Source organism: Limnobaculum xujianqingii (assembly GCF_013394855.1).
GTDB lineage: Bacteria > Pseudomonadota > Gammaproteobacteria > Enterobacterales > Enterobacteriaceae > Limnobaculum > Limnobaculum xujianqingii.
On sequence record NZ_JABMLK010000001.1, the window covers coordinates 626070 to 646967 of the forward strand.

The window sequence follows — 20898 nt, forward strand, 5'->3', positions numbered from 1 at the left end:
CTTATAAAACATACTGGATAGCATGGGCGTAGATGCGGAACTGGTTCACCAGGTCTTCATTACTGCGCACATTGATTCGGTTACGGTCAGTGGTGGAGCGCTCCACAATCAGCGTCGATTTATACGCATCAAAGTTCTCAACCAGACCGCGCTCTTCAAGCTCGGTAAATAACGCCAGTAACTCATCGGTAATGATGGCCGGCGTCACAATAGCCTGACCGGGGCCAAACCGCGTCCCGTTCTCCGCGAGCTTATGACGCGGGAATTTTTGCGTAATGCGCGTACGGATGGCATAGCGGATATAAGACAGGGTCGCGATGGTTTCTACATCCAGATAAGACGGGTCCGGCGAGCCGTATTTATTCAGACGGTACATGGTGATACAGCGCTCAATCTGCACATAGCCGCCGGCATCCACGGTGTAGGTGCTGATACCGTCATACAGATGCAGGTTACGCTCATTAAGCGTCCAGCGCGCGGATGTCACTGGCGGTTTCAGGCCCGGCAAGGTCAGTGTCTGAAGTGGGCGCGCCGGGTCAATACTGAGTGAACCGACCGCCACGGCTGCCAGAACAGCCGCCCAGATATACGGAGGCTCGGGTGCAATATTGGTCCCCACTGTGGACAGCAGATAGTCATTACGAGCGGTACCAAAAGTGGACGTTTGCGCATGGGTGCCACGGAACGCCTGAAAACAGGTGCTGTCAATCTGGCGCATGCCGCCCCAGCGACTGACAAACTCGGTCGCCAGTAAGTCCAGGTTGGCTGTATCGGTGAACGGGTTGACCACAAACTGCCACCAGGCTTCGCCAAATGCGGCGATAGTGGGTGCTAAATCCGGGTTACCGGTCGCCCCTGACATAGGGGTAATGTCACAACCGATGCCGGTCGGCAGCATTTCTCCGGTGTAGTAATTCACCCGGACATCAATATCATTACCCGTCAGTCCTGACCATCGGGCCGTCAGAGTGACGGTATCTTCCGTTGCTTCTGCTGTCACCGGTAGTTCGGTTAACAGGTTAATGGCAGCCGCCGTTTTTTGTGCCAGTACCGACGCGGTATCGTCCACCTTCACGTTAACGTAAGCCTTGACACCGGCAATCATCAGCGCCAACTGACCGGCCTGTGAACAGGTTCCGGTTAACTTGATAGTCCCGCCAGCCTTTGGGCCTTGCGGGTCATCATCCACCGCCAGGCACCACAAATCGGTAAACGGGTTGGCGCTTAAAAAAGCGATAGCCATGGTCGCCAGTTGCGAACCAAACCCGAACGCTTCGCCGGCTTCGTCTTTTCGGGTGATGCGCACCACTTCACCGGCAGGCACGCGACCTGAGGTAAAGCGCAAGCCCATCATCAGGGTGCGATAGAGCAGTGCCGGCGTGCCGGTAATGGCACCGCTATTATCAATCTCGATATACGCCAGGGAGCCCGGATAGTCTCCGTAATGGTGTTATAAGAAGTCATGCTTTAACCTCTTTGGCTTTGGTTTTAACCAGCTCAACATCACCATCCATCAGGCGGCGCTGCCAGTAGCTGGTCTTGGGTTTCTTTTCGCCCTGGGGTGCCAGTGGCGCGTTAGTTTCCGGGTCACGAACAACCCGCCCGGCCACAGGCCGGATATGTAACTCACTCATGTTCTGTACCTGTGTAAAGGTGGGTGTTAAACGAATCCTGAACGGGGGCACCGTCTGCCTGCGGCCACTGGTGGTAATAGGTCTCAAACTCCCCGATGTCACCTTCATCAATACGGGATGGCATTTGTTGAGGAATATCGAAGTAAAGACCACACACCACCGTACCGGTCTTGGCGGCCCCCTTGCTGTAAAGGTTGGCTATCTGGGTAAAATTCGCCGCACCACAGGCGGCGGTAAGTTGACGGCCTTCCAGCCAGGCAACCAGACGGTCATTGATGTCATAGGCTCCGACACTGTCTTTACGCTGACCTGACAGGACAGAGGCACTGGAGAACAGCCCCCAGGTACCCATGATGACGCCACGGCGTGGGTCACGACGGCCACCAATCCAGGCGACATACACCGCCGGGCTCACGGAGGTAACCAGTCGGATGGTCTCTTCCGTCCAGGCTCCATCCAGACGATCCACTTTGAGCAGGGTTTTACCGAATGACGTGCGGATGCCGCTTATCAGTTCCTGCTCAATGGCGGCGGTGCGAGGCATGACTATCATCAGATATACCCCTTAGAGCGGTCACGCGCCCAGACCGAGCCGGCGTTCTCCATCACCACCACGTCGCCCGTATCCGGTTGTTCCTCGTCCTGCGTCAGGGCCAGACTGATATCACCGGTACTGACTTTTTCCAGGAAGCGGATCGTCGCGTCGTACTCCTTCTCGGCCTTTTCCGTGGCAGCGCCTGGTTCCAGTGCATAACGCGCCAGAATGCAGGTGTGACGGATAAGCACGGCCGGGACCTTTTGAAGCGGCAATAACAACCGGGTATCGATATAGCCATCAATGGCGGCTGACGCATCCGCCAGCGCGGTTTCGATAACCTGCTCGACGGTCTGTAACGGCTGACCGTCGTTATCACAGTCAATTTTTTGCTCGGCCAACTGGCGGAGCGTGTCACGACCATAACGCACATTCATATCAGCGACGGATGCGTAAACCATAATTACCCCTCAGTCGTCGGCGACAGGGTGTCATGCGCTGCAATAGCCGCCTTGATATCCTCTGCGCTGACATCCACACCAATGACGTCGCGCCATTGCGTCAGGCGTGGCTCACCTTTCTGGGTAAACCATTTGTCATAAGGCTCAATTTTTGACGCCAGAATGGCCGAGATAAAATTATCCTGCGGATTAACCTGGCTACCTTCAGTCGGCGCCAGTTCGGGCGGCATCGGCGTGTTGACAATACCGGGCATATCTACGCGAACAGATATAGCGTTATCGTCCACGGCCCCCGGCGTCTGATGACCCGGCGCTGATTCAGTGGCAATAACGGAGACCACCAGGCGCGGGTCGCCATCCAGTAAGTGCCACTGTGCGGCCGTAACCGGCGGCAGAATGTTCTCACCGCTTTTGAAGCTGAACCCCGCACGCCGATAGCCGTCATGAGCCGTGTTAACCACCATGACGCCTGACATTTCAACCACATCAGACGGGTCATAAGTTTCTTGATTCTCTTGCATGGCATTGTGTTTCCTTTATGTGTCAGTAAACGGGGCGTAAACCCCGTTTAAATCAGGTTTAAAGAAGGGTTAACGTAACCACGGGCAGACGACAATCTCGACGGCCTTGTAGTTAATGTTGCTTTCACCGCCGGCCTTGTTCTCGGCTTCGACGACACGTTTTGCCGCCGCACGGTTTTGAGGGCCCACAACCAGCAGGTTCGGCATAATCCCCAGCGGGCGACCCTGTGAGGACTCGAACAACATCATGGACTGGATGGCACTGTTCAGGTTGTCCTCGTTCAGCTCGGCCTTGGAGGCGAACGCCTGTTGCCAGAAGCCATACCCGGCGGCGACACGCGCATCCACGCCATACAGGAATTCGTCCACCATAAAGACGCGGTCGGATGTACCCGAGTCGGTTTTGGATTGCAGACGATAATCGCGGCGCTTCTGGAACAGTAACGGCTTGAGCGGTCGCGAAGTGTCCAGCAGGTACCACGCCGGGGCGGTGCCGTCCTGCATATTGGAGACGGTCGCTTCACCAACCGGGTGGTCAGTATCAAAAAAGTTCTGTTTGTCGTAGCACAGTTGAGTAAAACCATCGGACAGTAACTTGAAAATCAGTTCATCGGGATGGGTGGCGGCGGCATACCCCATATCCTCAAACTTCGGCATTAACACGCCATAGGTGTCGTCTTCAATGTATTCCGCTTTAATCCCTTCAGTGGCTTCATACTTGACGTTCTTGACGGTGTAGTCACTGACGGACATCTCTTTTACGTCACGCTCACCAATCCACTGTTTCAGGCGGGTAAACTCGCCCAGCCAGGCGTAGTTCTCTGACCCGGAGGTTGAGTTGACGATGGTCGCAATACGCTCATACAGCGGGGTATAGGTACCGCGTCCGGCGTTAAATGCCGTGTTAACGGCGGTATAAAGTGCCTGTACGGCAGCAGGTGAAATTTCCATAGTCAGAATTAACCTTTCATCAGGGCGATTTTATTGGCGAGGAATTCCGCCTCACTCACGCCGGTGGCTTTGATAACCGCACGGTCTTCAGCAGACAGAGCGACAGTGTTGGTTTTGGCGGGGGCCGGCAGAGTACTGGTCTGACGGGCACCCAAAGCCACAATCGGGGTACGGTGCAACAGGTTTGATGACAGTGCCGCCACACCGCCTTTTTTCGCCAGTGCCAGCAGACCAGGGACTTCAGATTGCATGACTTTTCCCTGAGCGCGGGCTTTACGGATAATTTGCTCGGCCGTCAGTGCGGCATTACCCAGGGAAGCTTCCGCCAGTTTTCGGACGAGTTTGTTGTACTCAGAGCGTGGCACGGCAACCGTCAGGTCAATACCGTGCAACTCCGCTTCCGCGATGATGGCTTCGGCTTCCTTCAGGTCGGCGGCGGTGTCTTCCACGATGGTGGTGGCCTCGCTCACAATCGCTTCAGGGTCGGTGCCAGTCTCGACTACGTCCTGAACCTGGACGGCAGCCTCAGCGGCGGTTTTCAGGGCACCAATGGACTCAGCCGCTTTCGCGACCAGCTCTTTGAGCTGCTCCTCGGTGTACTCCGTTGTGTCATCGGCAGGGATGAGGCCCAGCGCGATAAGCAACAGTTTTAACATTTCATTCATGACGGGTTCGTCCTGTTGTGTTGGTGGGTTTAAAGAATCGTTCAGCGAGGCCGCCGCGAGCGCGACAAGCGGCTCCATACCAACCAGACCGGGGTCGTTGGTGATGGCAAACATGCGTAAATAAAGGGAGTGGCCGGTTTCAGTGTCATAGGGAAAAACGGCGGACAGATAGCGCCATTCTTCGGCATCAATGCCAGCCTGTGCGGCCGGCGTCCAGCGAGGACGAACATAAAGCCCGGATTCGCGCCACTGCATTTCAATCGCTGGGTTGTCTAACCAGCCGGCGGCCTTCGCAAGCTCTGCGGTCTGCTCTGCGCTGACTTGGCGTTCCGGGTCCTGGTCTCTGAGGGTGGCGTGGTTATAGTCACACAACACCGGTTGACCCACGGCAGCGGTCGCCGCGATAAACTGTGCCGCAATATCGGCATCGATATACCAGCAGCCGCGAGCAACATCATGCGGACGTCCGTCACGGGCTTTAAATTCGCCGGCCGGCAGAAGCTGATACCAGCCATCACCGGATGACTGAAGCTCTGCGGTCAGGATGGCGACGGGTGGTAACGGTGTGGAAATTTGTGTTTTCATGCCGCCAGAGTAGCGGCCGGGGTGTGACGATTGGGTTTGTAGCGTTTCACGCACATTTCGCGTGAAAAAGGAATGGTGGGGTTAACGGGTACGATGATACCCCGTTCAAACCCCGTTTAAAACTCTCTGTAAGCGTTTAAAGATTTTTAGATGATAAATGACTCACCCCTGACCATTGAGCGCGTTCTGGTGCATCTGGTTGATGATATCCACAATTCGCGTAACGCCTTCAGGTGATAGCCCCATATAAGGTCGCGCTTTGACCGCTGCCGGTGCTGCCGGCATGGCGGGCGTTCCGCCCAGGTGCATCAGGGCACCATAGACTTTATTGGTACCAATGGCCGCGCTGACCGCATCAAAGTCGGGTGTCAGTGACATAGCGAGACCGCCCTGGCTACGCTGTAGCATTTTGCCGTTCTTGCCTTTCTTCTCCAGATGTTCCCGGTAGGCTTCTGATAAGGCCGGCCACGGCTGGCCGGTTGTCGGGTCGGCTTCTTTCTCGAACGCGTCTTCTGACTCGCCGGCCAGTACCATCGATATCGCACGGGTAATGGGACGTAAATCCTGCCCCAGGTTGGTGAGCCCCTGGATACTGCGGTTAATCTCGTCATTGTCAAACTGATAGTCGATTCTCACTTACAGTACCCCTTTAATCAGTTGATAGCGTCCGGTTGCTAATGCCTGACGCAAGTCAGATACGGACATTTTGTACGCCTCGACCATCGCATCCAGTGCGCCGGGCTGAGGTGTCTGACCTGACAGGGTGCGAATAACGGTACTGACCTGACCATTACCCTGGCCGATGTATAACAACTGCTGTTTTTGTGCATCCCACAACACGGCCTGCGGCCGGTTCAGTATCTGCGGTAAGAGCTGGTACTCTGTCAGGGTCAGTTGTTTAACGCCCTTCAGGGCGTTAGCCTGGCGAATTTGCTGCTCGCTCACTCCCAACAGACGGGCAACCGGTGCACCGGTTCGGGCCTGAACGGCCTGGGCGACATCATCCGCCATAAATCCCAGTGGTTGCACACTGCGCCCCTGGCGGGTAGTCGTGAGTGCATCACCCACCCAACGGGAGAACGCCGCCTGACGAGCCGGTGCATTATTCAGTGACTGGATAACCTGCTGGCGAAGCTGCCTGTCCTGCATCTCCACGAGTTTACGGGCAATATTCGCATCTGAACCCATCGCCGCACTGCCGACGTTGCCCGACCACCCCGGGCCGGTTCGCATGGTCTGCTTGCCGTCGGTATAGGTGGTGACGTCTTTCTCGTAAATCTCCCCGGTGCGCTTATCCACACCGGCCTCGACCGTATCGGTGGCAATCCGGCCGACACTGGACTCGACCTTCAGACCTTTTTGCTTCACCTCGGAAGCGGTCAGCGCACGAACGCGACAGCGACACCCCCAGTCATTGGGTGGGTACATCGTTTCCCAGATAGGGTCTGTACAGTGAAAGACCTTACCGTGCAGGGCGCGATGCGAGGTTCGGGTGTTATCGTCCAGGATAGCGATATATTGCCAGTACGGGTGCGTTTCCGTGCTGGCGAGCTGTTGCTGATAGCGTCCGGCCTGGTAGGTGGTTGCCAGATTGGTACGAAAGATGGTACCCAGACGCGCCGGGCTACCCAGTTGCACCACTTCAGCACCGCCGGCACTGTCGACCACCACCTGCTTACCCCACCAACCCAACTCCTGAAGCTGAGGTGTCAGGGTCTTTTTAAACTCCTGTTCCGTAATACCCTGGGAGAGCCCCCGGTCAACCTGTGCCCCGATGGTGGTCAGGACGTCCATACGCACACCTTTCGCCACAGTAAACGCCTGTGAGTGCGTCTGGAGACTGGTTTCCTGCCAGTTCCATGAAACGTCATACCCTTTGGAGCGAAAATAGTCGACGGCGAGCTTCGGCTCCAGCTTCATGGCATAGCCTAAATCAACCGCCTGACGCATTCAGCCGCCCCCAGGTCTCGGCAACAAACATCGCCCGGTGCAACATATCAGTAAGCTGTTCATCGTCCAGGTCACTGTAGAGTGCGGCGGCTTTTTCCTTGGCCGCCATCATGCCACCGGTCTCCAGCGCCTCCAGTATCGGCTTGAGTATCGGGTCAATAGCCTGCTGCCACTCCACACCCGATATCGCCCCGGGCATCGCTTTGACGGCATTCTGGGGACTGGAAGGGACAGCCCCCGCCGCCAGTGCCGCAAACCCGGGTGGCACCTGTGCGGTCAGAAACGCCGGCGCGGCAGGTTGTGACGGCGGTGTCAGTACCGCGTCGTTTTCATCCGCGACCGGAATTTGCAGTTTGTCATGGGCCCACTGCACGGGGATTTTCATCCCGATACCGGCGAGCAGCGGCAAGGCGGTTGAATAGGCTGTCAGGTCTTCCGGTGTGCTCAGGTCAAACACAAAACGCGGCATCCGGCGCAAGCTGTTAAACGACCGGCCATTAAACGCCATGATAGGCTGCACCAGGTCACGGGTGATGGTCGGGGCAAGCTGGAGTGCATCGCTCTCGCAGATATTACCGGCCATCCGTTCATGCACATTGCCCAGAGCATTGGTGCTCGTCGCGCCGTCCGCCTGACTGGTCAGCGTTCCGCCTAAAATCACTTTGGACATGTTCAGGTCCCAGTAATTGACGAACGCCATAAATGGGTCAGATGAACCTTCGATGACGGATTTTAGCTCTAAATCCATGCCCCGGGGGAAGATACCGCCGGCATTATGGCCGATAGACATAATCGCGCGCAGGAGCTGGTTCTTTTCCTTCTCGGTACTGCCTGACGGATATTTACCGATGCGCACCGGCATGCCGTAAATCTCCAGAAACTCGGCCAGGTCACGAATGGAATAGTGTTTGAAGATGTAACACCAGACAATATTGCGCACCAGACCGGTACGGGCCAGATAACCCGAGCGGGATTTTGCCACATGACGAACCCAACCGAATGGCTGAAGCGCTTGTCCCTCATGACTGCCGTCGCGCAGGCGCAGTTCATTACGGTTTTGTGGGTGGGTCTGGAACCAGGCTGCCTCCCGAAACTCAATAGCGCGGGGAAGAATCAACCCCTCGACGTCCTCCCATTCGATTTCCTGACAGGAGAACCCCTTGAAGATGGCGTCAGTCGCATCAAACAGACAGTCATTAAACCAGGTGGCGTCCGTCAGGATTTCCGTCAGCATGTCCACGTCGTACTGTTCATCATCTGTCGGATTGACGGGAGGAACGATTTTCCACGGCAGCGACTGCACCGCCCGGCGACGCTTACCCAGCTCTGACTGTAAGTGCGTGTCTTTCTCTTCCATGTCCTCGGCCAGTTCACACTGCGCCATCAGTTCGCCGTTCTCGGCATCCTTCAGCAGTGCCGCCGCTTTTGCCGGCGTCAGGCCGATAGAGGGGTGGGGACTCTGCTGCTGATGCAGGAAAGCCACCTTGGCACCGTCAGTCTGCTGGTCATCGGAGAAGGTAAAACGACGCCCGAAGGCGTCAACGATATTTTTCAGAAATTTCATTACCAGCAACCTCGCTCGAATTCGTCATCGTCTGCGTCATCATCACCAATGGAAGACATCGGCGCGCCTTTGGCCGGAATGGGAATAAAGCCGTCGCTCTCGAACCCGTCCATATAACTGGCGCGCGTCACCATGATGTAGGCGACTGCACTGTCACCGTGCCGGGCCTTACCGTCTGCGCCTTTATTACGGGACTTATCAATTTTGGGAATGCCGCGAATATTCTGGAGGTGGCGCTGGTCGGTGATGATGTCTTCATCCATAGGTATCTGGATATAACCGGACTCATACAGCGCCTTATACTTCGGCGACCATTCGCGATAAAAGTTATCGGTAATATGGATGGCATCGACCATACCTTCGCCATAGCGCAACAATAACGCCTCACCCAGATAGCCGCCGTTACCGGTCTTATCCACAGCAATACCCACGATGCGGGGGGTATGATCGATAATGAAAAAGGCGATTTCCCGCTGCTGGTTGTAGGGCACATTACGCAGCTCAACGGTCAGGCGCATAATGCGGCGCGTATCGGTCTCAATGCTACCGATACCAATATCGGATAAGTCGCCATTACGGGCGAAGTCCTGACCATAACTATGACGTGTATCCGGATCGAGCGTTTCGAGGATGGGGAGTAACTGCTCGGTACAGAATGCCAGTGCGGTTTTGGTGCGTTCTTCTTCCGTCCAGGTCATATTGCCGTCAGGCATGGTGAACCGGACGACCGGTAAGCGGTCATTGGCGGCCCGGTCAATCAGAACGCGGGGAATATAGGCACCACTGCCGTGCTTGGGTACGCAGGCGTATTCTTCCAGCGCATCCTCTTCAGTGAGACAACCTGCCAGTAAATCCGCTTTCCATTGTGCCTCTGCGCTCATTGACCAGGACTGACGCGTCACCTGACAGATACGCTGATAAAGGCCTTCCTCGCAGGCATCGTCCAGCGTAATGGTATGAACGTTACCCTTACGACGTCCCGCCCGGATATCGTTAATCAGACCGTTAAACGGGCTTTCATTACCGTTATGGGTACTGATAATACGGACTTTAGCCCCCCACATGGTGAGCGCCATTGCCGCTTTAATCAGTTCGTCCAGGCTGTCATGGAAAGCCGCTTCATCAATCACCACGTTACCCTGCATCCCCCGCAGGTTCTTCGGGTTCGATGACAGTGCCTGTACTTTAAAACCCGAGGAAAAGTAGACGACAAAGGTCAGAATATCCTTACGGTCATCATCAATCACCGTCTCGTAGGCTTCTTCGACAATATCCCCGGCAGCCAAATCGTAAGCTCTGGCCCACATGGCAACGGCATCAATAAACTCACGTGCCATTTCTTTATTGGAGCCGATATAGAACGTATTGCAGCCACCAGCCTCACGGGAGAGAGAACCATTAAATGCACCGTCAGCCGCTTCAGCCCAGGTTAAACCGGTGCGGCGGGATTTTTCGGCAATTTTTAAGGTGGAGGTATCCGCAATCCAGCGCCGCTGATAACCGAGCAACAGTTCGCCCTGGTCAAATTTTTGCAGCAATATCGCATTCATGGAGGCGGAGGTTTGAGCTTGTTCAATGTCAGGTGTGTTCATCAGGCAATCCCCAGAATACTGCGCTTGATTTCCTCGGCGGTCTCTTTGGACAGACCAGCCGACTTGACAACCCGGTCAGCGACTTCAGCGGCTTCAGTAGCAAAGGCTGACCGAATTTCTTTTTCGCGCTTGTGGCTAATCATCGCGGCCTGTTCGATACGCTGAGCAAACAGCGCCCACTGGTTAAGCTCTTTTGGTGACATCTTTTGAGTAACATCAACATCCATCACCTGGTCAAATGCAATGGCTCTGACCATTTCCTGTACCAGTTTGCCGATATCTGTCGTTGGTGCGTCGCCCAGTTTGGCGACCCAGGCTTCAGACACTTCTCGCGCTTCGCGGATACGTGCTCCGATGGTTTCCATTCGGGAGGCGTAGCGATTAAGGCCGGTGCGGCTGAGTTTCATGTCCTCACCCAGACCGTTCTGGTCAATCAGCTCATTGACCGCCTCGCGAATATCTTCCTGCGTATGACGCTTGTCGCGCAGCAACTGGTGTAACTGGTCGCGGATATCCTGAGGAAGCAGGTCAATTTTTGACGGGCGGCCCCGTGTTGATTTCTCTCTCATTACGCTGGTCTCGGACGTTTTACACCGGGAACGGTAACGCGGCCTTCGCACACATCCTGACCACGGCCGGTCAGGCTGGCGACCAGGCAACCGGCAATATCGGTCAGGGTGACCAGGCGATTTTCATCCAGCCAGCTCAGGTGCGTTCTGACTTCATCCCGGCTGACCAGGTGACCGTAAGAATCCAGACAGGTCTGGAGAATGGATTCATTGGCCTTGCCGCCGAATTCGGTGATCGAGCGCAACAGCACCAGACGGCGGTCAGCATCTAATAAATCACGGATAGACATTATTTCTTTTCCTTCAGCTCATTTTGTAATAACAGGTCACTCAGGGCGCGCAGGTTGCGCAACTCCGGCTTTGCCTCTTTCAGGTCGCCTCGCAGGTTTGCTATATCCAGTTGCAGCGCGTGCAACTCCTTCTGACTTGGCAGTGAGGACAGAGATTTTTCCAGCGCGGTCATGTGTGCTTTCAACATTTCGACATCCTCACGTTTGGCATAGGTTCGGGATAGGAGCCCCAAAATAGAAAGCAGTACGGCGGTACCAATCGACCAAATCATTGACCAGTGCGCGGCAAGTAATTCAAACACGGTAGTGTCGTTCCTTTTTTTCGTGGTCAGACTGACACTCAAAACAACGTTGAGCATAAGCATTGACCTGTAAACGTGAGGGGGCGATGGCTTCGCCGCACACCTGACAAACTCCGGTACTCAGGTGGCGCGCTCTGCCCTGGTGGCGCAAAAGTGCCTGTACCCGTTATTGCTCCTCCACCAGGCTCCCTTTGTCGGCAATATCACTCATTGTCCTGGCTCCGTTCTTCGTCCCACTGATGAATCAGAATGAGCTGGTTTTCCAGCGTCATCGCCCACTGACCGTAAGCGTTCGCGTGTTTCAGTAACGTCTGAGGGTCGCCCGATACCGGTGCGGCTGGTCGGGTGGGTAACATCATCAGTGTTGCCGGAATACGGGGGCAGATGACCGTTACTGGTGGCGGTGGAATAACCGAGGGCGGCGGTGTAGAGCCGCAACCCGTCAGGGCCAAGACCGGTATAAGCCTGACCATCGCGAGAAACCGCATGGGAAATACTCCGTTCACGTTGTTGTTTGAGTTGTTCCAGTTCACGCGCCTGTTGCTGGTTTTTAACCTGAAGCTGTTCACTGAGGTTGTGGTATGCCTGCTGGCGACTGACCGCCACCTTCAGGGCATCATTATGTTGTTCGGTGGTGGTGCGCTGTGCTTCACTGAAGGTCAGCGAAGCTGTAATGAGCGCCTGTTCGGCGGCGGCGACTTGAGGCTTCAGGCGGTTTTCTGTCATGGACATTCCCAGAGCAAAACCAAACGCCAGCGCCGACACCACAAAAAATAACTCCCAGATGTAGGTACGTAAGAGGTTAATCATGACCAGGTCCCTCCCGTTCTTCCCGGGCACGCTTAATGGATGCCTGTTTGGATGCCTGATTTTGAGCCACCCAGGCGGTGAGATAGCCGATAAACAGCCATTCATCCATGGTGCCATGCCAGGCACACCACAACAGTACCGATGTCGAAGCGATAAACGCCCCGGCCAGGGTGGTATCGGACAATGACAATCTACCTGAAGGGGTCGCGATTAATTGTTTAAGCGTGTGAAACATGCGGCCCCCGGTAACTCATAGAGGTATCACGATGCAGGCGAATATCCTGCGCACTGACACTGTGCCAGCCCTGTTTAAATACGGCCTGATACGTGCCGTGATGGCTGAATAAAGGGACCATTGAGGTATCGAGTCCGGACAGTTCCCGATCCAGACGAGCATCCCGCCCGGCTTCGTATGCCTGACGGTAGCGCGGGTGACGCAGTGCCGGCTGGCTTTTGAGTAACAGCCGTTCAGGAATGGCGCGGGGTATCATCCGACCACCTCTTCAACGGCCAACATCAGGCTATCCAGGCGATTAAACCAGCCACTGATAAACTTAGCCTGAGAGGGATTGCTCGCAACGATACGGGCATAAGTACGGCCGCGCTGAGTCAGGATGCGCTGACAGATGAATCGCACGCTTACCATAGTGGTGTTGGCGGAAATCAGGGTTCGCTGCCCGATAATGCCATCATCAGTCACACCCAGTGCACGTTGTAACTGCTGAATGGCCGTTGTTGAGCCGTGCTGGACGATACCGTCAAAGACCATCAGGGAAATACCCGGCGGCAACTGGTCACACTTGGCTTTTAGCCAGTAGTCACGGTAATAGATGTCTGTCGCCTGTTCTTCGGTCAGGGTGGCAATATTCAGGTGAGGATAAGCTCGCTTTGAGATACCGTATTTAGTCTCACCGCCACGGTCTGCGGGGTCATTAACGTAACCGCCTTCAGCTCTGAGCAGATAATCAAGGGCATGGATAAAGGTAACGCTGTAAGGTTTCATAATGGCAACCGGTTAATAAGGGATAGCTCATCATGACGTAGGCGGTGGGTGGTTTGGGTTTGTAACCCTTCACACAAAAAAGCCCTCAGAAAGAGGGCTCAGAGCACTATAAATCAGTTTAAATAATCTGGCTATGACTCTTTACCAAACAGCGTCAACTGGTGACGGTTACGGTGCAGCACCATCTGGTCTTTGACTATCTGGTAAACCCGGCTGTCAGTTAGCTTATAACGGTCTGCCAGTGCGGAGATATCCCCGTTACCACGGGTATAGTCGTGGTAAAGCATATTATCACGAATGGCGGTTTTTAACCGGTCACCCACCGGCAGGTAACAAGAACGGCCACCGTAATAATGTGCCAGGGTTGCCACCAGTTTACCCGCCTGAGACAAGGCTTTGTCTTCTTGTTCGCCCTGGCGTTTTAGCTCACAACAAAACAGGTCAATCAGTCCCGCCAGCATCTGCCCCCAGTATTTACCGGTTTCAGCCGGTGGGATGTTGTCGAGTCGGTCGAGCAGTTCGCCGAGTTCCTGATGGTCAGGCGCGAACAGGTCGAGGTTATCGTCTTTCATCGTACAGTCCTCATGATAACGGAGTGACAGGTTACAATGCGCATAAACTGCTTACGGCACACCGGACAACCGATCAGCGAGTCCCATTTCTCCGCCCGGTCAGTTGGCGCAGGCGTTTCAAAACGAAAACCACAGCAGGGGAAAGACGACGTCAGCATAAAGTCACCACGTGCCCGACAATTATTTAGATATTCATCAAGCTGGCGGATACGTTCATATACACCAGTAATCGCATCATACGAACGGACTTCGTCACCGTTCCTGTTGGTCGGTAACACAATGCGGCGGGTTTTTAATATCCCTTTAATCAGGCGCAGGTGCCAGGCTTTCAAAGCTTCAAGCACCTTGTAAGCAAGGTGTGCATCCAGCCAGCCCACCTCAGCCACACCGATACCATTCAACCGTTTGGTCTGGCGCATGACGTAAGCATTCAGCGAGGACTCGTCAGGTCGGGTGACAAACCCTTGCTCGTGCATGGTTAGCCAGATGGCGCGGATTTTGGCGATTTCCGGCGCTTTGTTTTTTCCCTGGCTGTTCGGGCTAATGTGTGCGCCTTTCTTCTTATTGAACTTAGGTTTAAATCCGGCTTCTTCAAAAGACTGGTAAACGGTTTGCAGTTCACCATAAGTCATCTCAGAACATGACCTTTTACCTGTGATAGCCTGGAGTTTTGCCCGGTAAGTTTCCATATCCAATTTGAACTCTTTCTTTGCGATATGAATACGTGTCAGTAACTGTGATTTGGTCATCACTTACCCCCTTCAACCAGCGTCCAGACAATGTTATTCCCGTCCTGATTAACGGATGTCAGTAGCCCTCTGTGTTCCATATCCCGCATGTATTTTCTGATAACACAAGTAGGGATACTGAACTGAGGCACCATGTCTGATATCAGTAAGCGGATTAACCACGTTGCCGCCCGGTAAGGTTTGTGCTGGTAACGACCGGCTATTTTTATTGCCTTGATAATGTCACTGTCATTGAGTTGGTATGGTTTAGTCATCACGGCCCCCTAAAATAAAGGTGCGAAACAGGAAGCGCCACCAGAACGATAACGGCATACGGTTACATAACGCGTAAGACAGCTCCTGATTGCGGCGCGCCAGTTCCTGACGCTTCGCCTTATCGCGAGCTTCGTCGGCATCCCGAGCCAGTAACAAGGTTTCCAGCACGAAATAGTCGTTAAACTCAACATAAGAGCCGGTCGGGTTTTCGCGCATGAAGGCAATCTCGGCGCTCATGTGGATGCTGCAATCGGGTGTGTAGCGTTTGAGTACGGATTTTTTCATTTGATTTTTACCCCTCTGACTCCAATCATCTGACTAAATACCCAGGGAGCAAAACGACCCAGACCAATACCCGTCCACTCTGATAACACCCAAACCTGTAACCAGAACCATTGCCAGGCTTTTAAACGATAACGATTCATGCTGCACCTCCCTGACGACTCCAGCCGCGATCGAGCGCGGCCATACAGAACTGCGCCCGGTGGTGGCAATACTCGATATTGATATCCAGCGCCGCTAATCCTTTAGCCTGTAGCCAGAGGGGAACAGCGTTGTCATAGTCTGCGGCTTTCTCTCGTTCGACAGCCTGTGCCGCTATATCAGGAAACAGACGCTCGACGGTTTCGGACAGAACAGAGGCAGCGTTCTGATAATCCTTTTCGGTGCGTGGCTTTTTGGCTTTTCGCTCACCTTCAGGTAGTAAACGGTAACTGCGGTTCTTGCCTTTCCAACCACGCCCGACAACATCATTATTGATGTTATGTCTTAACAACATACCAATCTGGTCGGTCGGAATACCGGTGTGCTGATACAGTTCATACGCTGTTAATTCGCCATAAACCTGTAGGGTCTGCCGCAGGGTTTCAACCTTTGAGATGATTTCCATTATGATTTTTCCTCTGGTTTATAGCTGTCGATGTTCAGCAAAAAGCGCAGCGCCATCGCGCCGACCTGGATGGCATCGGAGCGCATAAGAGCTCTGGGAGCTGCATAGAAATGAAAGTCAAGAGAGGCTTGAGTCAGCCCTCCAGTGATGTCATTAAGGATGGCTGAAGCGTGAATAGCATCCGTCGGCCAGAAGGACTGCGCCTCGACAGCGCGATGTAGCTCAGCTTTAAGCTCCAGTAAAAGGAGTGATAACGGCGAATCAGTTGGTACTGAATGATTGACCGCACGGCGATTCCATGCCGCAATAGCCATTTCTATCTTGTTCCTCCCCACCATCTGAGCAGATTGTGCATCGCACGAATAACAGCGAGCGATAGCGGAGCGTTCAGGGCAGTCATCTTCATATTGAGCAAATACCCCAATGTCGTGACTGCCGCAGAACGGACAAGGTAAGAGATTAGTATTCATAGCGGTAAAATCTCCCAGGTCATTGCATTGGCAGAGTCTGGACTGGTCACTCTGAAACTGATTGTCTCCTCAAAAAATAAACCTTGTAACGGGCAGTGTTCGTCCAGCCAGTTAGCCAGCAAACATTCCAGCTCTGCCTGCTGGCTCAGCTTAAGGTCGCATTCGTCACTGGCATCACCAACACTCAAAAGGCCATCCAGTCTTTTGCGAAGAGTGGTAACAATATCAACGGCATCAATTACGCCAAGATAACTATGTCCGTATGTGGGCTTACCTAAATAACAACGCTCACCTAGATCGGGAGTATAAATTTTTAAGGCACACATGATGGCTTCTTCCGGCGATTGAGACAGTAAAACCGGTAGTCGATAAAACTTGCTGTACCCCTCTCGGTAAAAGTACCAGTTTGTTGGTTCGGAATGCGCACAGCCAACTGCGTTAGTATTTCGAGATTTCATATTTAGTTTCCTTGTTTTAGGCGTAGCCGCGCCCCGGCGGGTTTACGCCAAATAAAAATTAATGTGTGTTTAAATAACGTTTAAATCAGTGTTAAATCAGAATTCCAAATAATAAAGCGGTGTTCTGACTACGGGCCCGATAGTGGAAAATGGACCTGGTTTTTCCTGTTTGATGTCGGCAATAGAAATAATGTGCAGCGCCTTGATTGGGACAAACCATGGGTTGCGGTTAATTTCTACCATCGGCTCAGTATCGCCACAGTCATGCGCCGGTGCTGTTGTACGAACAACCCGCTGACCGTGAATGGTGCGGTAATAAAATAATGAGCGCGCCGGGTACTGCTGATTAAATTGCTGTGCGTTCATAATTAATGACACCCCTTACTTTTAGCTATCTCAATAAGCATCTTTTGCGCCACGGCACCCGTTGCCGGAATAACTTTCTCCAGCGTATCCAGATAGAGCTTTACGATATCCTTAAGCGCTTCGTGACCGGCCGCATCGATTTGATGATGGATCCCGTCCTTTCCGGGGATAACCCGGATAATAATCGCCATGATTTCTTTCTCTTTCACAATTAAACTCCTTCCAAATCTTTAACAGCAGCACGGATATGACGCTCAGATAAGGCTTCATCAGCGCCCTGGGCGATGATGGCAGCAAGATCGAGCGTGGTGGATACGGTTCGCAATGCACCACTCTTGGCGGCCAGCTTATGGATTAGCTCGCGTTCTTTGCGGCCGTTGAGTTGCCATGCGTCCGCGATGGCGTCAACGTCGCCAGTGCGCACACCTTCAATCACTATCTTTTTAGAGATACGGGAGAACAACCGCGCATAGTCCACACTGCGGGAATTGCCGCCGGTGAGTTTGGAATACACTTTATGGTTACCGCACAAAGCCAGACCGATACCGGTTTCTTCCTGAAGCAGGCGCAGTTCCTCATAAACGTCATAATCAAGATGGTCAGATTCATCAACAATGAGCAGACCTTTCGTACCGGTAATGCGACGGCGGATAGTTCGGCATAACGGGCCAGCACGGCGAGGCGCATCAGATAGCCCCAGCGCATCCGCAAACTCGCTCAGACATTCCACCAGTGACGAGGTGGACGGCTTGATAGTAATGAGCCAGACATTCGGGTTACGTTCGGAGAACTCACGTAAGGCAACTGTTTTACCCACGCCAGGGTTACCGTAAATGATGGCGATACGCTGCGCTCCTTGTGCATAAACCAATGCACGCCAGATATCTGAGACGATTTTCGTTTCAATAAACCGGGGAGCAGTAACCACTGCCGCCACTGACTGACGGGCTGCACGGTTTTCGAGCCACTTATCCAGCTTCAGAGCTACTTCAGCACTGTCACCGGGATAGGTTCCGCGCAAGAACTGAGACAAGGCAGAAGTAGAAACAGTGCTTTCGCTGGCAATGGTGGCAGCGGTTAGTTGTTCTTTGTCCCTGATTGCTATGACAGCAGCGCGGGTTTCTTCAATAGTATTCATCGTGTTTCTCCTGGTATTAAATCTGGTCGTCTAGCTGTTTACGGTACAGGCGGTCTATACCGGCGCTGAATGCGCTATCGACATCAATATCGACGGGTTCTTCGACTGATTGCTCTACCGCAACAACATTACCAATAGTGCGATAGACGTTATTGTTCAGGCGCTCCTCTTCCACGGGTGATAACAATGTACGGTTACCTTCGGCCTCAGCCAGACGGATTTTTTCTTCAGCACGATTACGCATACCTTTGATGCGCTGCTGGCGCTGATGGTATTCGGCAGTAACAGCAAAGGCGGCTTTCTTGTTGCCATCCCAAACAGCATCACAGATATAGGTACCATCCATGCGGCGCACGATGACGCGATTTGCATCATGGATGTCATAGCTGACCAGTACCTGATTACCGTGCTCATGGTTCAGGTCTAAGGAATAATAGAAGTTATTGAACAGGCGGACTTCACAGCGGTTCACGGTACGTTCAATCTGTGGCATGAACATGTCGCGAAGCTCCACGTCTGACAGCCACTCAATCGCGGTCTTGTCCTGTTCCAGTTTGTAGCGGCGGAACTGCGCGGGGGTGAAGTGTTCACCGCTGTCCGTTTTCGGTAGTTCGCTGTGCGGTCGATTGTTGTACCACTCGATACCGGACTCAATTGCAGCAACCAGTTCATCCCATGAAGGCAACCCTTGCAGGGCGCGTTTTTGTACAGGTGTCAACTCCCGGCCTTTGCGTTGTGCGTTTAAGGCGGAGGTCAGCGTCTTACCCATACGGCGTACAGTATTACGGTCAGCCCCGGTACCGTAATAGGTGGCGAACTGGCGAGATATGCGCATAGCTAAGGAACGGTTCAGACGTTCGATGATACCCCGGCCTTGTGGGTTCTCAGGAATACCAGTGCGGTGGTCAATGCCTAAGCGCGGCAGTATCCCGGTGATATCAGCATCAAAGGTATTGTTTGTTTCACCACCGCCGTTATCAGAGTAATAGATAAACGGCTTGCCTTCCTTCTTGATGCCATAGCGAAGCGCATCAGCAACAGCAATCACGCTCTCTGACAGCGCCAGACTCCAACCAGTAATAAAGCGGCACGAACCGTCCATGACGAAGGTCACTTCAGGGGTAAACGGGTTACCGTGGTCAGGATGTGCAACTTTCATCTTCATGCCGTGACCGTCACCAATCCAGACATAATTGACCGGTAAACTGTTCCAGTCACGGCGAACAAAACCTTCAATCTGACGTGATTCACTGCCAGTAACCCGGCCTTGTTGCTTCACGACAGCGGGTAGCTTTTTCATCTGGTAGCAAATGGTATCGTAGGACGGAATAGCCGCCTGCATGTCCGGTTGGTCGGCATAGCGAGCGCACCATTCAGCCTTGAATGCTTCGTAAGCCTCGGTCATCAATATTCCGTTGGTATCCCTGTAGTGCGCCATGAAATCAGAGAACCATGGTATACTTCCAGTTTCACAGGTTGGCGCTTACCCGGAGCCAGTAAGACCAGACGTTCAGCAGGTGAAGACGCCTTGTTGAAGTCAGCGACCCAACGCTTGAGGGTGATTTCACTAAGGGCGCGAGTCTTGCCTTTCTTGGCGTTGGCCTGAGCTGCGGCCTGTGTCAGGTGCGACGGTAAATCATTAGCCTGAGCCAGGCGGACAATCTCGCGGATAGCTTTGGCGCAACTGTAACCAGGTACCGCACCCAGGCGCAGAACTTCGGAGACCAGAACGATACGGGCATCAGCGACGGTGCGCTGCGCTGCATTGAACTCAACCAGCTTTTGTTCCATCAGTGCCGGACACTGACGATAGAGGGCTATCTTGCTTTCGTCGCGGCCTTTGGCGGTTGGTGATACTGGAGCCGGAACGGTGGCGGAGATATCTGGCTTAGTCATCATCTGCTGAACAAAACGAGCGCGGACTTGTTCCTGAGCGGCAATAGGCAAACAGTCGATATGATATTCAAAGGCCTTGGAACCTTCACGCTTGCGACAAAGTGCAGGTGAACCATTAGCTGCGCGATCGAGTGCTTGACGGATACCTTTAGTGGTAACTGGCATCCCCGTTATTCCTACCAATTCTTTGACAGCAACAAACATAATCGCACCTTACCTTTTGAAGCCCATCATGCGTAGCCAGCTATTTAAGCGAGCCCGAGTTTTAAAGTGAGTCTCAGAGAGTTTGCTGCCAGCTTTGTAACTACCATCGAAATGAATTTTCGTGTTAGCCGCAAACTGTTCAACCTTGGTGCTATATCCGCCTTGAACGCGATACAGCTTACCGGTGTACTTATCTGTGTAAATGACGGTGCTCATCTCATGCCACCTCACGATTAAAGCAGCGATTGCCCTGGTAACGGCTAGGCCAGATAACATCTGGCGGAACATCCAAAGCGCTGGCTACGATTTGTTGGTAAGGGCGGCAAGGCGTACGCAAAACACTTTTGAGTGAGTCCTCGGCATATCCTGCCTGCACTGATAATTGGCGGAGTGTCAGACCGCGCTTTTCAAGAGCGGCCTTAATGTCGGCTGGATGCCAATCTGCATTCAGATCTTCTTTTCTTTTCAT

Annotated in this window: 32 protein-coding genes and 1 pseudogene; all 33 read right to left on the reverse strand. The window is 53.5% G+C overall.

Annotation, left to right across the window (positions count from 1 at the left end; translation table 11 throughout):
* Window position 1: 1 nt before the first annotated feature.
* The 33 genes and pseudogenes from GOL65_RS02605 to GOL65_RS02765 all read right to left on the reverse strand — a co-directional run bounded on the left by GOL65_RS02605 (window position 2) and on the right by GOL65_RS02765 (window position 20898).
* Complete coding sequence (locus GOL65_RS02605; RefSeq protein ID WP_179038134.1) at window positions 2–1354, reverse strand: phage tail sheath subtilisin-like domain-containing protein; 1353 nt, start codon at window positions 1352–1354, stop codon at window positions 2–4.
* Window positions 1355–1460: 106 nt separating this feature from the next.
* On the reverse strand, window positions 1461–1634 hold the full coding sequence (locus GOL65_RS02610; RefSeq protein WP_140918657.1) for a DUF2635 domain-containing protein: 174 nt from the start codon (window positions 1632–1634) through the stop codon (window positions 1461–1463).
* A complete protein-coding gene (locus tag GOL65_RS02615) occupies window positions 1627–2187 on the reverse strand; it encodes a phage protein Gp37 (protein WP_140918658.1) in 561 nt (186 codons plus the stop codon). The genes GOL65_RS02610 and GOL65_RS02615 overlap by 8 nt, the downstream gene beginning before the upstream one ends.
* Window positions 2187–2630 (reverse strand): gp436 family protein, encoded by a 444-nt coding sequence (locus tag GOL65_RS02620; RefSeq protein ID WP_140918659.1) that lies wholly within the window; start codon window positions 2628–2630, stop codon window positions 2187–2189. The genes GOL65_RS02615 and GOL65_RS02620 overlap by 1 nt, the downstream gene beginning before the upstream one ends.
* Before the next feature lie 2 nt (window positions 2631–2632).
* Complete coding sequence (locus tag GOL65_RS02625) at window positions 2633–3151, reverse strand: HI1506-related protein (protein WP_140918660.1); 519 nt, start codon at window positions 3149–3151, stop codon at window positions 2633–2635.
* 69 nt (window positions 3152–3220) lie between these two features.
* Window positions 3221–4102, reverse strand: a complete 882-nt coding sequence (locus GOL65_RS02630) for a Mu-like prophage major head subunit gpT family protein (RefSeq protein ID WP_140918661.1) — start codon at window positions 4100–4102, stop codon at window positions 3221–3223.
* 8 nt (window positions 4103–4110) lie between these two features.
* On the reverse strand, window positions 4111–5352 hold the full coding sequence (locus GOL65_RS02635; protein ID WP_179038135.1) for a phage protease: 1242 nt from the start codon (window positions 5350–5352) through the stop codon (window positions 4111–4113).
* 162 nt (window positions 5353–5514) lie between these two features.
* Window positions 5515–5988 (reverse strand): phage virion morphogenesis protein, encoded by a 474-nt coding sequence (locus tag GOL65_RS02640; protein WP_140918663.1) that lies wholly within the window; start codon window positions 5986–5988, stop codon window positions 5515–5517.
* Window positions 5989–7302: a phage head morphogenesis protein gene (locus GOL65_RS02645; protein WP_140918664.1), complete on the reverse strand. Its 1314-nt coding sequence runs from the start codon at window positions 7300–7302 to the stop codon at window positions 5989–5991.
* Entirely contained in the window at window positions 7286–8866 is a 1581-nt protein-coding gene (locus tag GOL65_RS02650) for a DUF935 domain-containing protein (RefSeq protein WP_140918665.1), read from the reverse strand. The genes GOL65_RS02645 and GOL65_RS02650 overlap by 17 nt, the downstream gene beginning before the upstream one ends.
* Window positions 8866–10458, reverse strand: a complete 1593-nt coding sequence (locus tag GOL65_RS02655) for a hypothetical protein (RefSeq protein WP_228723040.1) — start codon at window positions 10456–10458, stop codon at window positions 8866–8868. Before GOL65_RS02655 ends, GOL65_RS02650 begins: the two co-directional genes overlap by 1 nt.
* Window positions 10458–11027, reverse strand: coding sequence for a DUF3486 family protein (locus tag GOL65_RS02660; protein WP_140918666.1), 570 nt, complete (start codon window positions 11025–11027; stop codon window positions 10458–10460). Before GOL65_RS02660 ends, GOL65_RS02655 begins: the two co-directional genes overlap by 1 nt.
* A complete protein-coding gene (locus GOL65_RS02665) occupies window positions 11027–11317 on the reverse strand; it encodes a VpaChn25_0724 family phage protein (RefSeq protein ID WP_179038136.1) in 291 nt (96 codons plus the stop codon). Before GOL65_RS02665 ends, GOL65_RS02660 begins: the two co-directional genes overlap by 1 nt.
* Window positions 11317–11619, reverse strand: a complete 303-nt coding sequence (locus GOL65_RS02670; protein ID WP_218651999.1) for a DUF2730 family protein — start codon at window positions 11617–11619, stop codon at window positions 11317–11319. Before GOL65_RS02670 ends, GOL65_RS02665 begins: the two co-directional genes overlap by 1 nt.
* Window positions 11612–11722, reverse strand: a complete 111-nt coding sequence (locus GOL65_RS22530; protein WP_407657489.1) for a TraR/DksA C4-type zinc finger protein — start codon at window positions 11720–11722, stop codon at window positions 11612–11614. Before GOL65_RS22530 ends, GOL65_RS02670 begins: the two co-directional genes overlap by 8 nt.
* A gap of 104 nt (window positions 11723–11826) precedes the next feature.
* On the reverse strand, window positions 11827–12429 hold the full coding sequence (locus tag GOL65_RS02680) for a hypothetical protein (RefSeq protein ID WP_179038137.1): 603 nt from the start codon (window positions 12427–12429) through the stop codon (window positions 11827–11829).
* Window positions 12422–12664: a hypothetical protein gene (locus GOL65_RS02685; RefSeq protein ID WP_140918670.1), complete on the reverse strand. Its 243-nt coding sequence runs from the start codon at window positions 12662–12664 to the stop codon at window positions 12422–12424. The genes GOL65_RS02680 and GOL65_RS02685 overlap by 8 nt, the downstream gene beginning before the upstream one ends.
* Window positions 12648–12920 carry a hypothetical protein gene (locus GOL65_RS02690; protein ID WP_140918671.1) on the reverse strand — a complete coding sequence of 91 codons (273 nt, stop codon included), beginning with the start codon at window positions 12918–12920 and terminating at the stop codon, window positions 12648–12650. The genes GOL65_RS02685 and GOL65_RS02690 overlap by 17 nt, the downstream gene beginning before the upstream one ends.
* On the reverse strand, window positions 12917–13432 hold the full coding sequence (locus GOL65_RS02695) for a glycoside hydrolase family 108 protein (protein WP_140918672.1): 516 nt from the start codon (window positions 13430–13432) through the stop codon (window positions 12917–12919). Before GOL65_RS02695 ends, GOL65_RS02690 begins: the two co-directional genes overlap by 4 nt.
* 131 nt (window positions 13433–13563) lie before the next feature.
* The gene (locus tag GOL65_RS02700) at window positions 13564–14004 is read right to left on the reverse strand and encodes a Mor transcription activator family protein (protein WP_140918673.1); all 441 of its coding nucleotides are present in this window, start codon (window positions 14002–14004) and stop codon (window positions 13564–13566) included.
* A complete protein-coding gene (locus GOL65_RS02705) occupies window positions 14001–14753 on the reverse strand; it encodes a gp16 family protein (RefSeq protein ID WP_140918674.1) in 753 nt (250 codons plus the stop codon). Before GOL65_RS02705 ends, GOL65_RS02700 begins: the two co-directional genes overlap by 4 nt.
* Window positions 14753–15007 (reverse strand): hypothetical protein, encoded by a 255-nt coding sequence (locus tag GOL65_RS02710; protein ID WP_140918675.1) that lies wholly within the window; start codon window positions 15005–15007, stop codon window positions 14753–14755. The genes GOL65_RS02705 and GOL65_RS02710 overlap by 1 nt, the downstream gene beginning before the upstream one ends.
* A complete protein-coding gene (locus GOL65_RS02715; RefSeq protein WP_140918676.1) occupies window positions 15000–15245 on the reverse strand; it encodes a hypothetical protein in 246 nt (81 codons plus the stop codon). The genes GOL65_RS02710 and GOL65_RS02715 overlap by 8 nt, the downstream gene beginning before the upstream one ends.
* 44 nt (window positions 15246–15289) lie before the next feature.
* Entirely contained in the window at window positions 15290–15433 is a 144-nt protein-coding gene (locus GOL65_RS02720) for a hypothetical protein (RefSeq protein ID WP_179038138.1), read from the reverse strand.
* On the reverse strand, window positions 15430–15897 hold the full coding sequence (locus GOL65_RS02725) for an ANR family transcriptional regulator (RefSeq protein WP_140918677.1): 468 nt from the start codon (window positions 15895–15897) through the stop codon (window positions 15430–15432). The genes GOL65_RS02720 and GOL65_RS02725 overlap by 4 nt, the downstream gene beginning before the upstream one ends.
* A complete protein-coding gene (locus GOL65_RS02730; RefSeq protein ID WP_140918678.1) occupies window positions 15897–16367 on the reverse strand; it encodes a Lar family restriction alleviation protein in 471 nt (156 codons plus the stop codon). Before GOL65_RS02730 ends, GOL65_RS02725 begins: the two co-directional genes overlap by 1 nt.
* Entirely contained in the window at window positions 16364–16825 is a 462-nt protein-coding gene (locus GOL65_RS02735) for a hypothetical protein (RefSeq protein WP_140918679.1), read from the reverse strand. The genes GOL65_RS02730 and GOL65_RS02735 overlap by 4 nt, the downstream gene beginning before the upstream one ends.
* 96 nt (window positions 16826–16921) lie before the next feature.
* Window positions 16922–17191, reverse strand: coding sequence for a hypothetical protein (locus GOL65_RS02740; RefSeq protein WP_140918680.1), 270 nt, complete (start codon window positions 17189–17191; stop codon window positions 16922–16924).
* Between the two features lie 2 nt (window positions 17192–17193).
* The gene (locus GOL65_RS02745; RefSeq protein WP_140918681.1) at window positions 17194–17400 is read right to left on the reverse strand and encodes a hypothetical protein; all 207 of its coding nucleotides are present in this window, start codon (window positions 17398–17400) and stop codon (window positions 17194–17196) included.
* A 2-nt stretch (window positions 17401–17402) separates the two neighbouring features.
* Window positions 17403–18329, reverse strand: a complete 927-nt coding sequence (locus tag GOL65_RS02750; RefSeq protein ID WP_140918682.1) for an AAA family ATPase — start codon at window positions 18327–18329, stop codon at window positions 17403–17405.
* Window positions 18330–18345: 16 nt separating this feature from the next.
* Window positions 18346–20429: pseudogene (locus GOL65_RS22135) on the reverse strand (Mu transposase C-terminal domain-containing protein).
* 9 nt (window positions 20430–20438) lie between these two features.
* Complete coding sequence (locus tag GOL65_RS02760; protein WP_140918683.1) at window positions 20439–20645, reverse strand: hypothetical protein; 207 nt, start codon at window positions 20643–20645, stop codon at window positions 20439–20441.
* Between the two features lies 1 nt (window position 20646).
* Window positions 20647–20898 (reverse strand): helix-turn-helix domain-containing protein, encoded by a 252-nt coding sequence (locus GOL65_RS02765; RefSeq protein WP_140918684.1) that lies wholly within the window; start codon window positions 20896–20898, stop codon window positions 20647–20649.

Bases quoted from the DNA above. Each gene is read 5' to 3' on its own strand.
- GOL65_RS02680 (WP_179038137.1), bottom strand. From the start codon at position 12,429: ATGATTAACCTCTTACGTACCTACATCTGGGAGTTATTTTTTGTGGTG.
- GOL65_RS02715 (WP_140918676.1), bottom strand. From the start codon at position 15,245: ATGAGCGCCGAGATTGCCTTCATGCGCGAAAACCCGACCGGCTCTTAT.
- GOL65_RS02765 (WP_140918684.1), bottom strand. From the start codon at position 20,898: ATGAAAAGAAAAGAAGATCTGAATGCAGATTGGCATCCAGCCGACATT.
- GOL65_RS02710 (WP_140918675.1), bottom strand. From the start codon at position 15,007: ATGACTAAACCATACCAACTCAATGACAGTGACATTATCAAGGCAATA.
- GOL65_RS02735 (WP_140918679.1), bottom strand. From the start codon at position 16,825: ATGAAATCTCGAAATACTAACGCAGTTGGCTGTGCGCATTCCGAACCA.
- GOL65_RS02610 (WP_140918657.1), bottom strand. From the start codon at position 1,634: ATGAGTGAGTTACATATCCGGCCTGTGGCCGGGCGGGTTGTTCGTGAC.
- GOL65_RS02635 (WP_179038135.1), bottom strand. From the start codon at position 5,352: ATGAAAACACAAATTTCCACACCGTTACCACCCGTCGCCATCCTGACC.
- GOL65_RS02685 (WP_140918670.1), bottom strand. From the start codon at position 12,664: ATGTTTCACACGCTTAAACAATTAATCGCGACCCCTTCAGGTAGATTG.
- GOL65_RS02630 (WP_140918661.1), bottom strand. From the start codon at position 4,102: ATGGAAATTTCACCTGCTGCCGTACAGGCACTTTATACCGCCGTTAAC.
- GOL65_RS02730 (WP_140918678.1), bottom strand. From the start codon at position 16,367: ATGAATACTAATCTCTTACCTTGTCCGTTCTGCGGCAGTCACGACATT.
- GOL65_RS02660 (WP_140918666.1), bottom strand. From the start codon at position 11,027: ATGAGAGAGAAATCAACACGGGGCCGCCCGTCAAAAATTGACCTGCTT.
- GOL65_RS02750 (WP_140918682.1), bottom strand. From the start codon at position 18,329: ATGAATACTATTGAAGAAACCCGCGCTGCTGTCATAGCAATCAGGGAC.
- GOL65_RS02615 (WP_140918658.1), bottom strand. From the start codon at position 2,187: ATGATAGTCATGCCTCGCACCGCCGCCATTGAGCAGGAACTGATAAGC.
- GOL65_RS02655 (WP_228723040.1), bottom strand. From the start codon at position 10,458: ATGAACACACCTGACATTGAACAAGCTCAAACCTCCGCCTCCATGAAT.
- GOL65_RS02760 (WP_140918683.1), bottom strand. From the start codon at position 20,645: ATGAGCACCGTCATTTACACAGATAAGTACACCGGTAAGCTGTATCGC.
- GOL65_RS02625 (WP_140918660.1), bottom strand. From the start codon at position 3,151: ATGCAAGAGAATCAAGAAACTTATGACCCGTCTGATGTGGTTGAAATG.
- GOL65_RS02650 (WP_140918665.1), bottom strand. From the start codon at position 8,866: ATGAAATTTCTGAAAAATATCGTTGACGCCTTCGGGCGTCGTTTTACC.
- GOL65_RS02725 (WP_140918677.1), bottom strand. From the start codon at position 15,897: ATGGAAATCATCTCAAAGGTTGAAACCCTGCGGCAGACCCTACAGGTT.
- GOL65_RS02645 (WP_140918664.1), bottom strand. From the start codon at position 7,302: ATGCGTCAGGCGGTTGATTTAGGCTATGCCATGAAGCTGGAGCCGAAG.
- GOL65_RS02705 (WP_140918674.1), bottom strand. From the start codon at position 14,753: ATGACCAAATCACAGTTACTGACACGTATTCATATCGCAAAGAAAGAG.
- GOL65_RS02695 (WP_140918672.1), bottom strand. From the start codon at position 13,432: ATGAAACCTTACAGCGTTACCTTTATCCATGCCCTTGATTATCTGCTC.
- GOL65_RS02665 (WP_179038136.1), bottom strand. From the start codon at position 11,317: ATGTCTATCCGTGATTTATTAGATGCTGACCGCCGTCTGGTGCTGTTG.
- GOL65_RS02720 (WP_179038138.1), bottom strand. From the start codon at position 15,433: ATGAATCGTTATCGTTTAAAAGCCTGGCAATGGTTCTGGTTACAGGTT.
- GOL65_RS02620 (WP_140918659.1), bottom strand. From the start codon at position 2,630: ATGGTTTACGCATCCGTCGCTGATATGAATGTGCGTTATGGTCGTGAC.
- GOL65_RS02605 (WP_179038134.1), bottom strand. From the start codon at position 1,354: ATGATGGGCTTGCGCTTTACCTCAGGTCGCGTGCCTGCCGGTGAAGTG.
- GOL65_RS02700 (WP_140918673.1), bottom strand. From the start codon at position 14,004: ATGAAAGACGATAACCTCGACCTGTTCGCGCCTGACCATCAGGAACTC.
- GOL65_RS02690 (WP_140918671.1), bottom strand. From the start codon at position 12,920: ATGATACCCCGCGCCATTCCTGAACGGCTGTTACTCAAAAGCCAGCCG.
- GOL65_RS02740 (WP_140918680.1), bottom strand. From the start codon at position 17,191: ATGAACGCACAGCAATTTAATCAGCAGTACCCGGCGCGCTCATTATTT.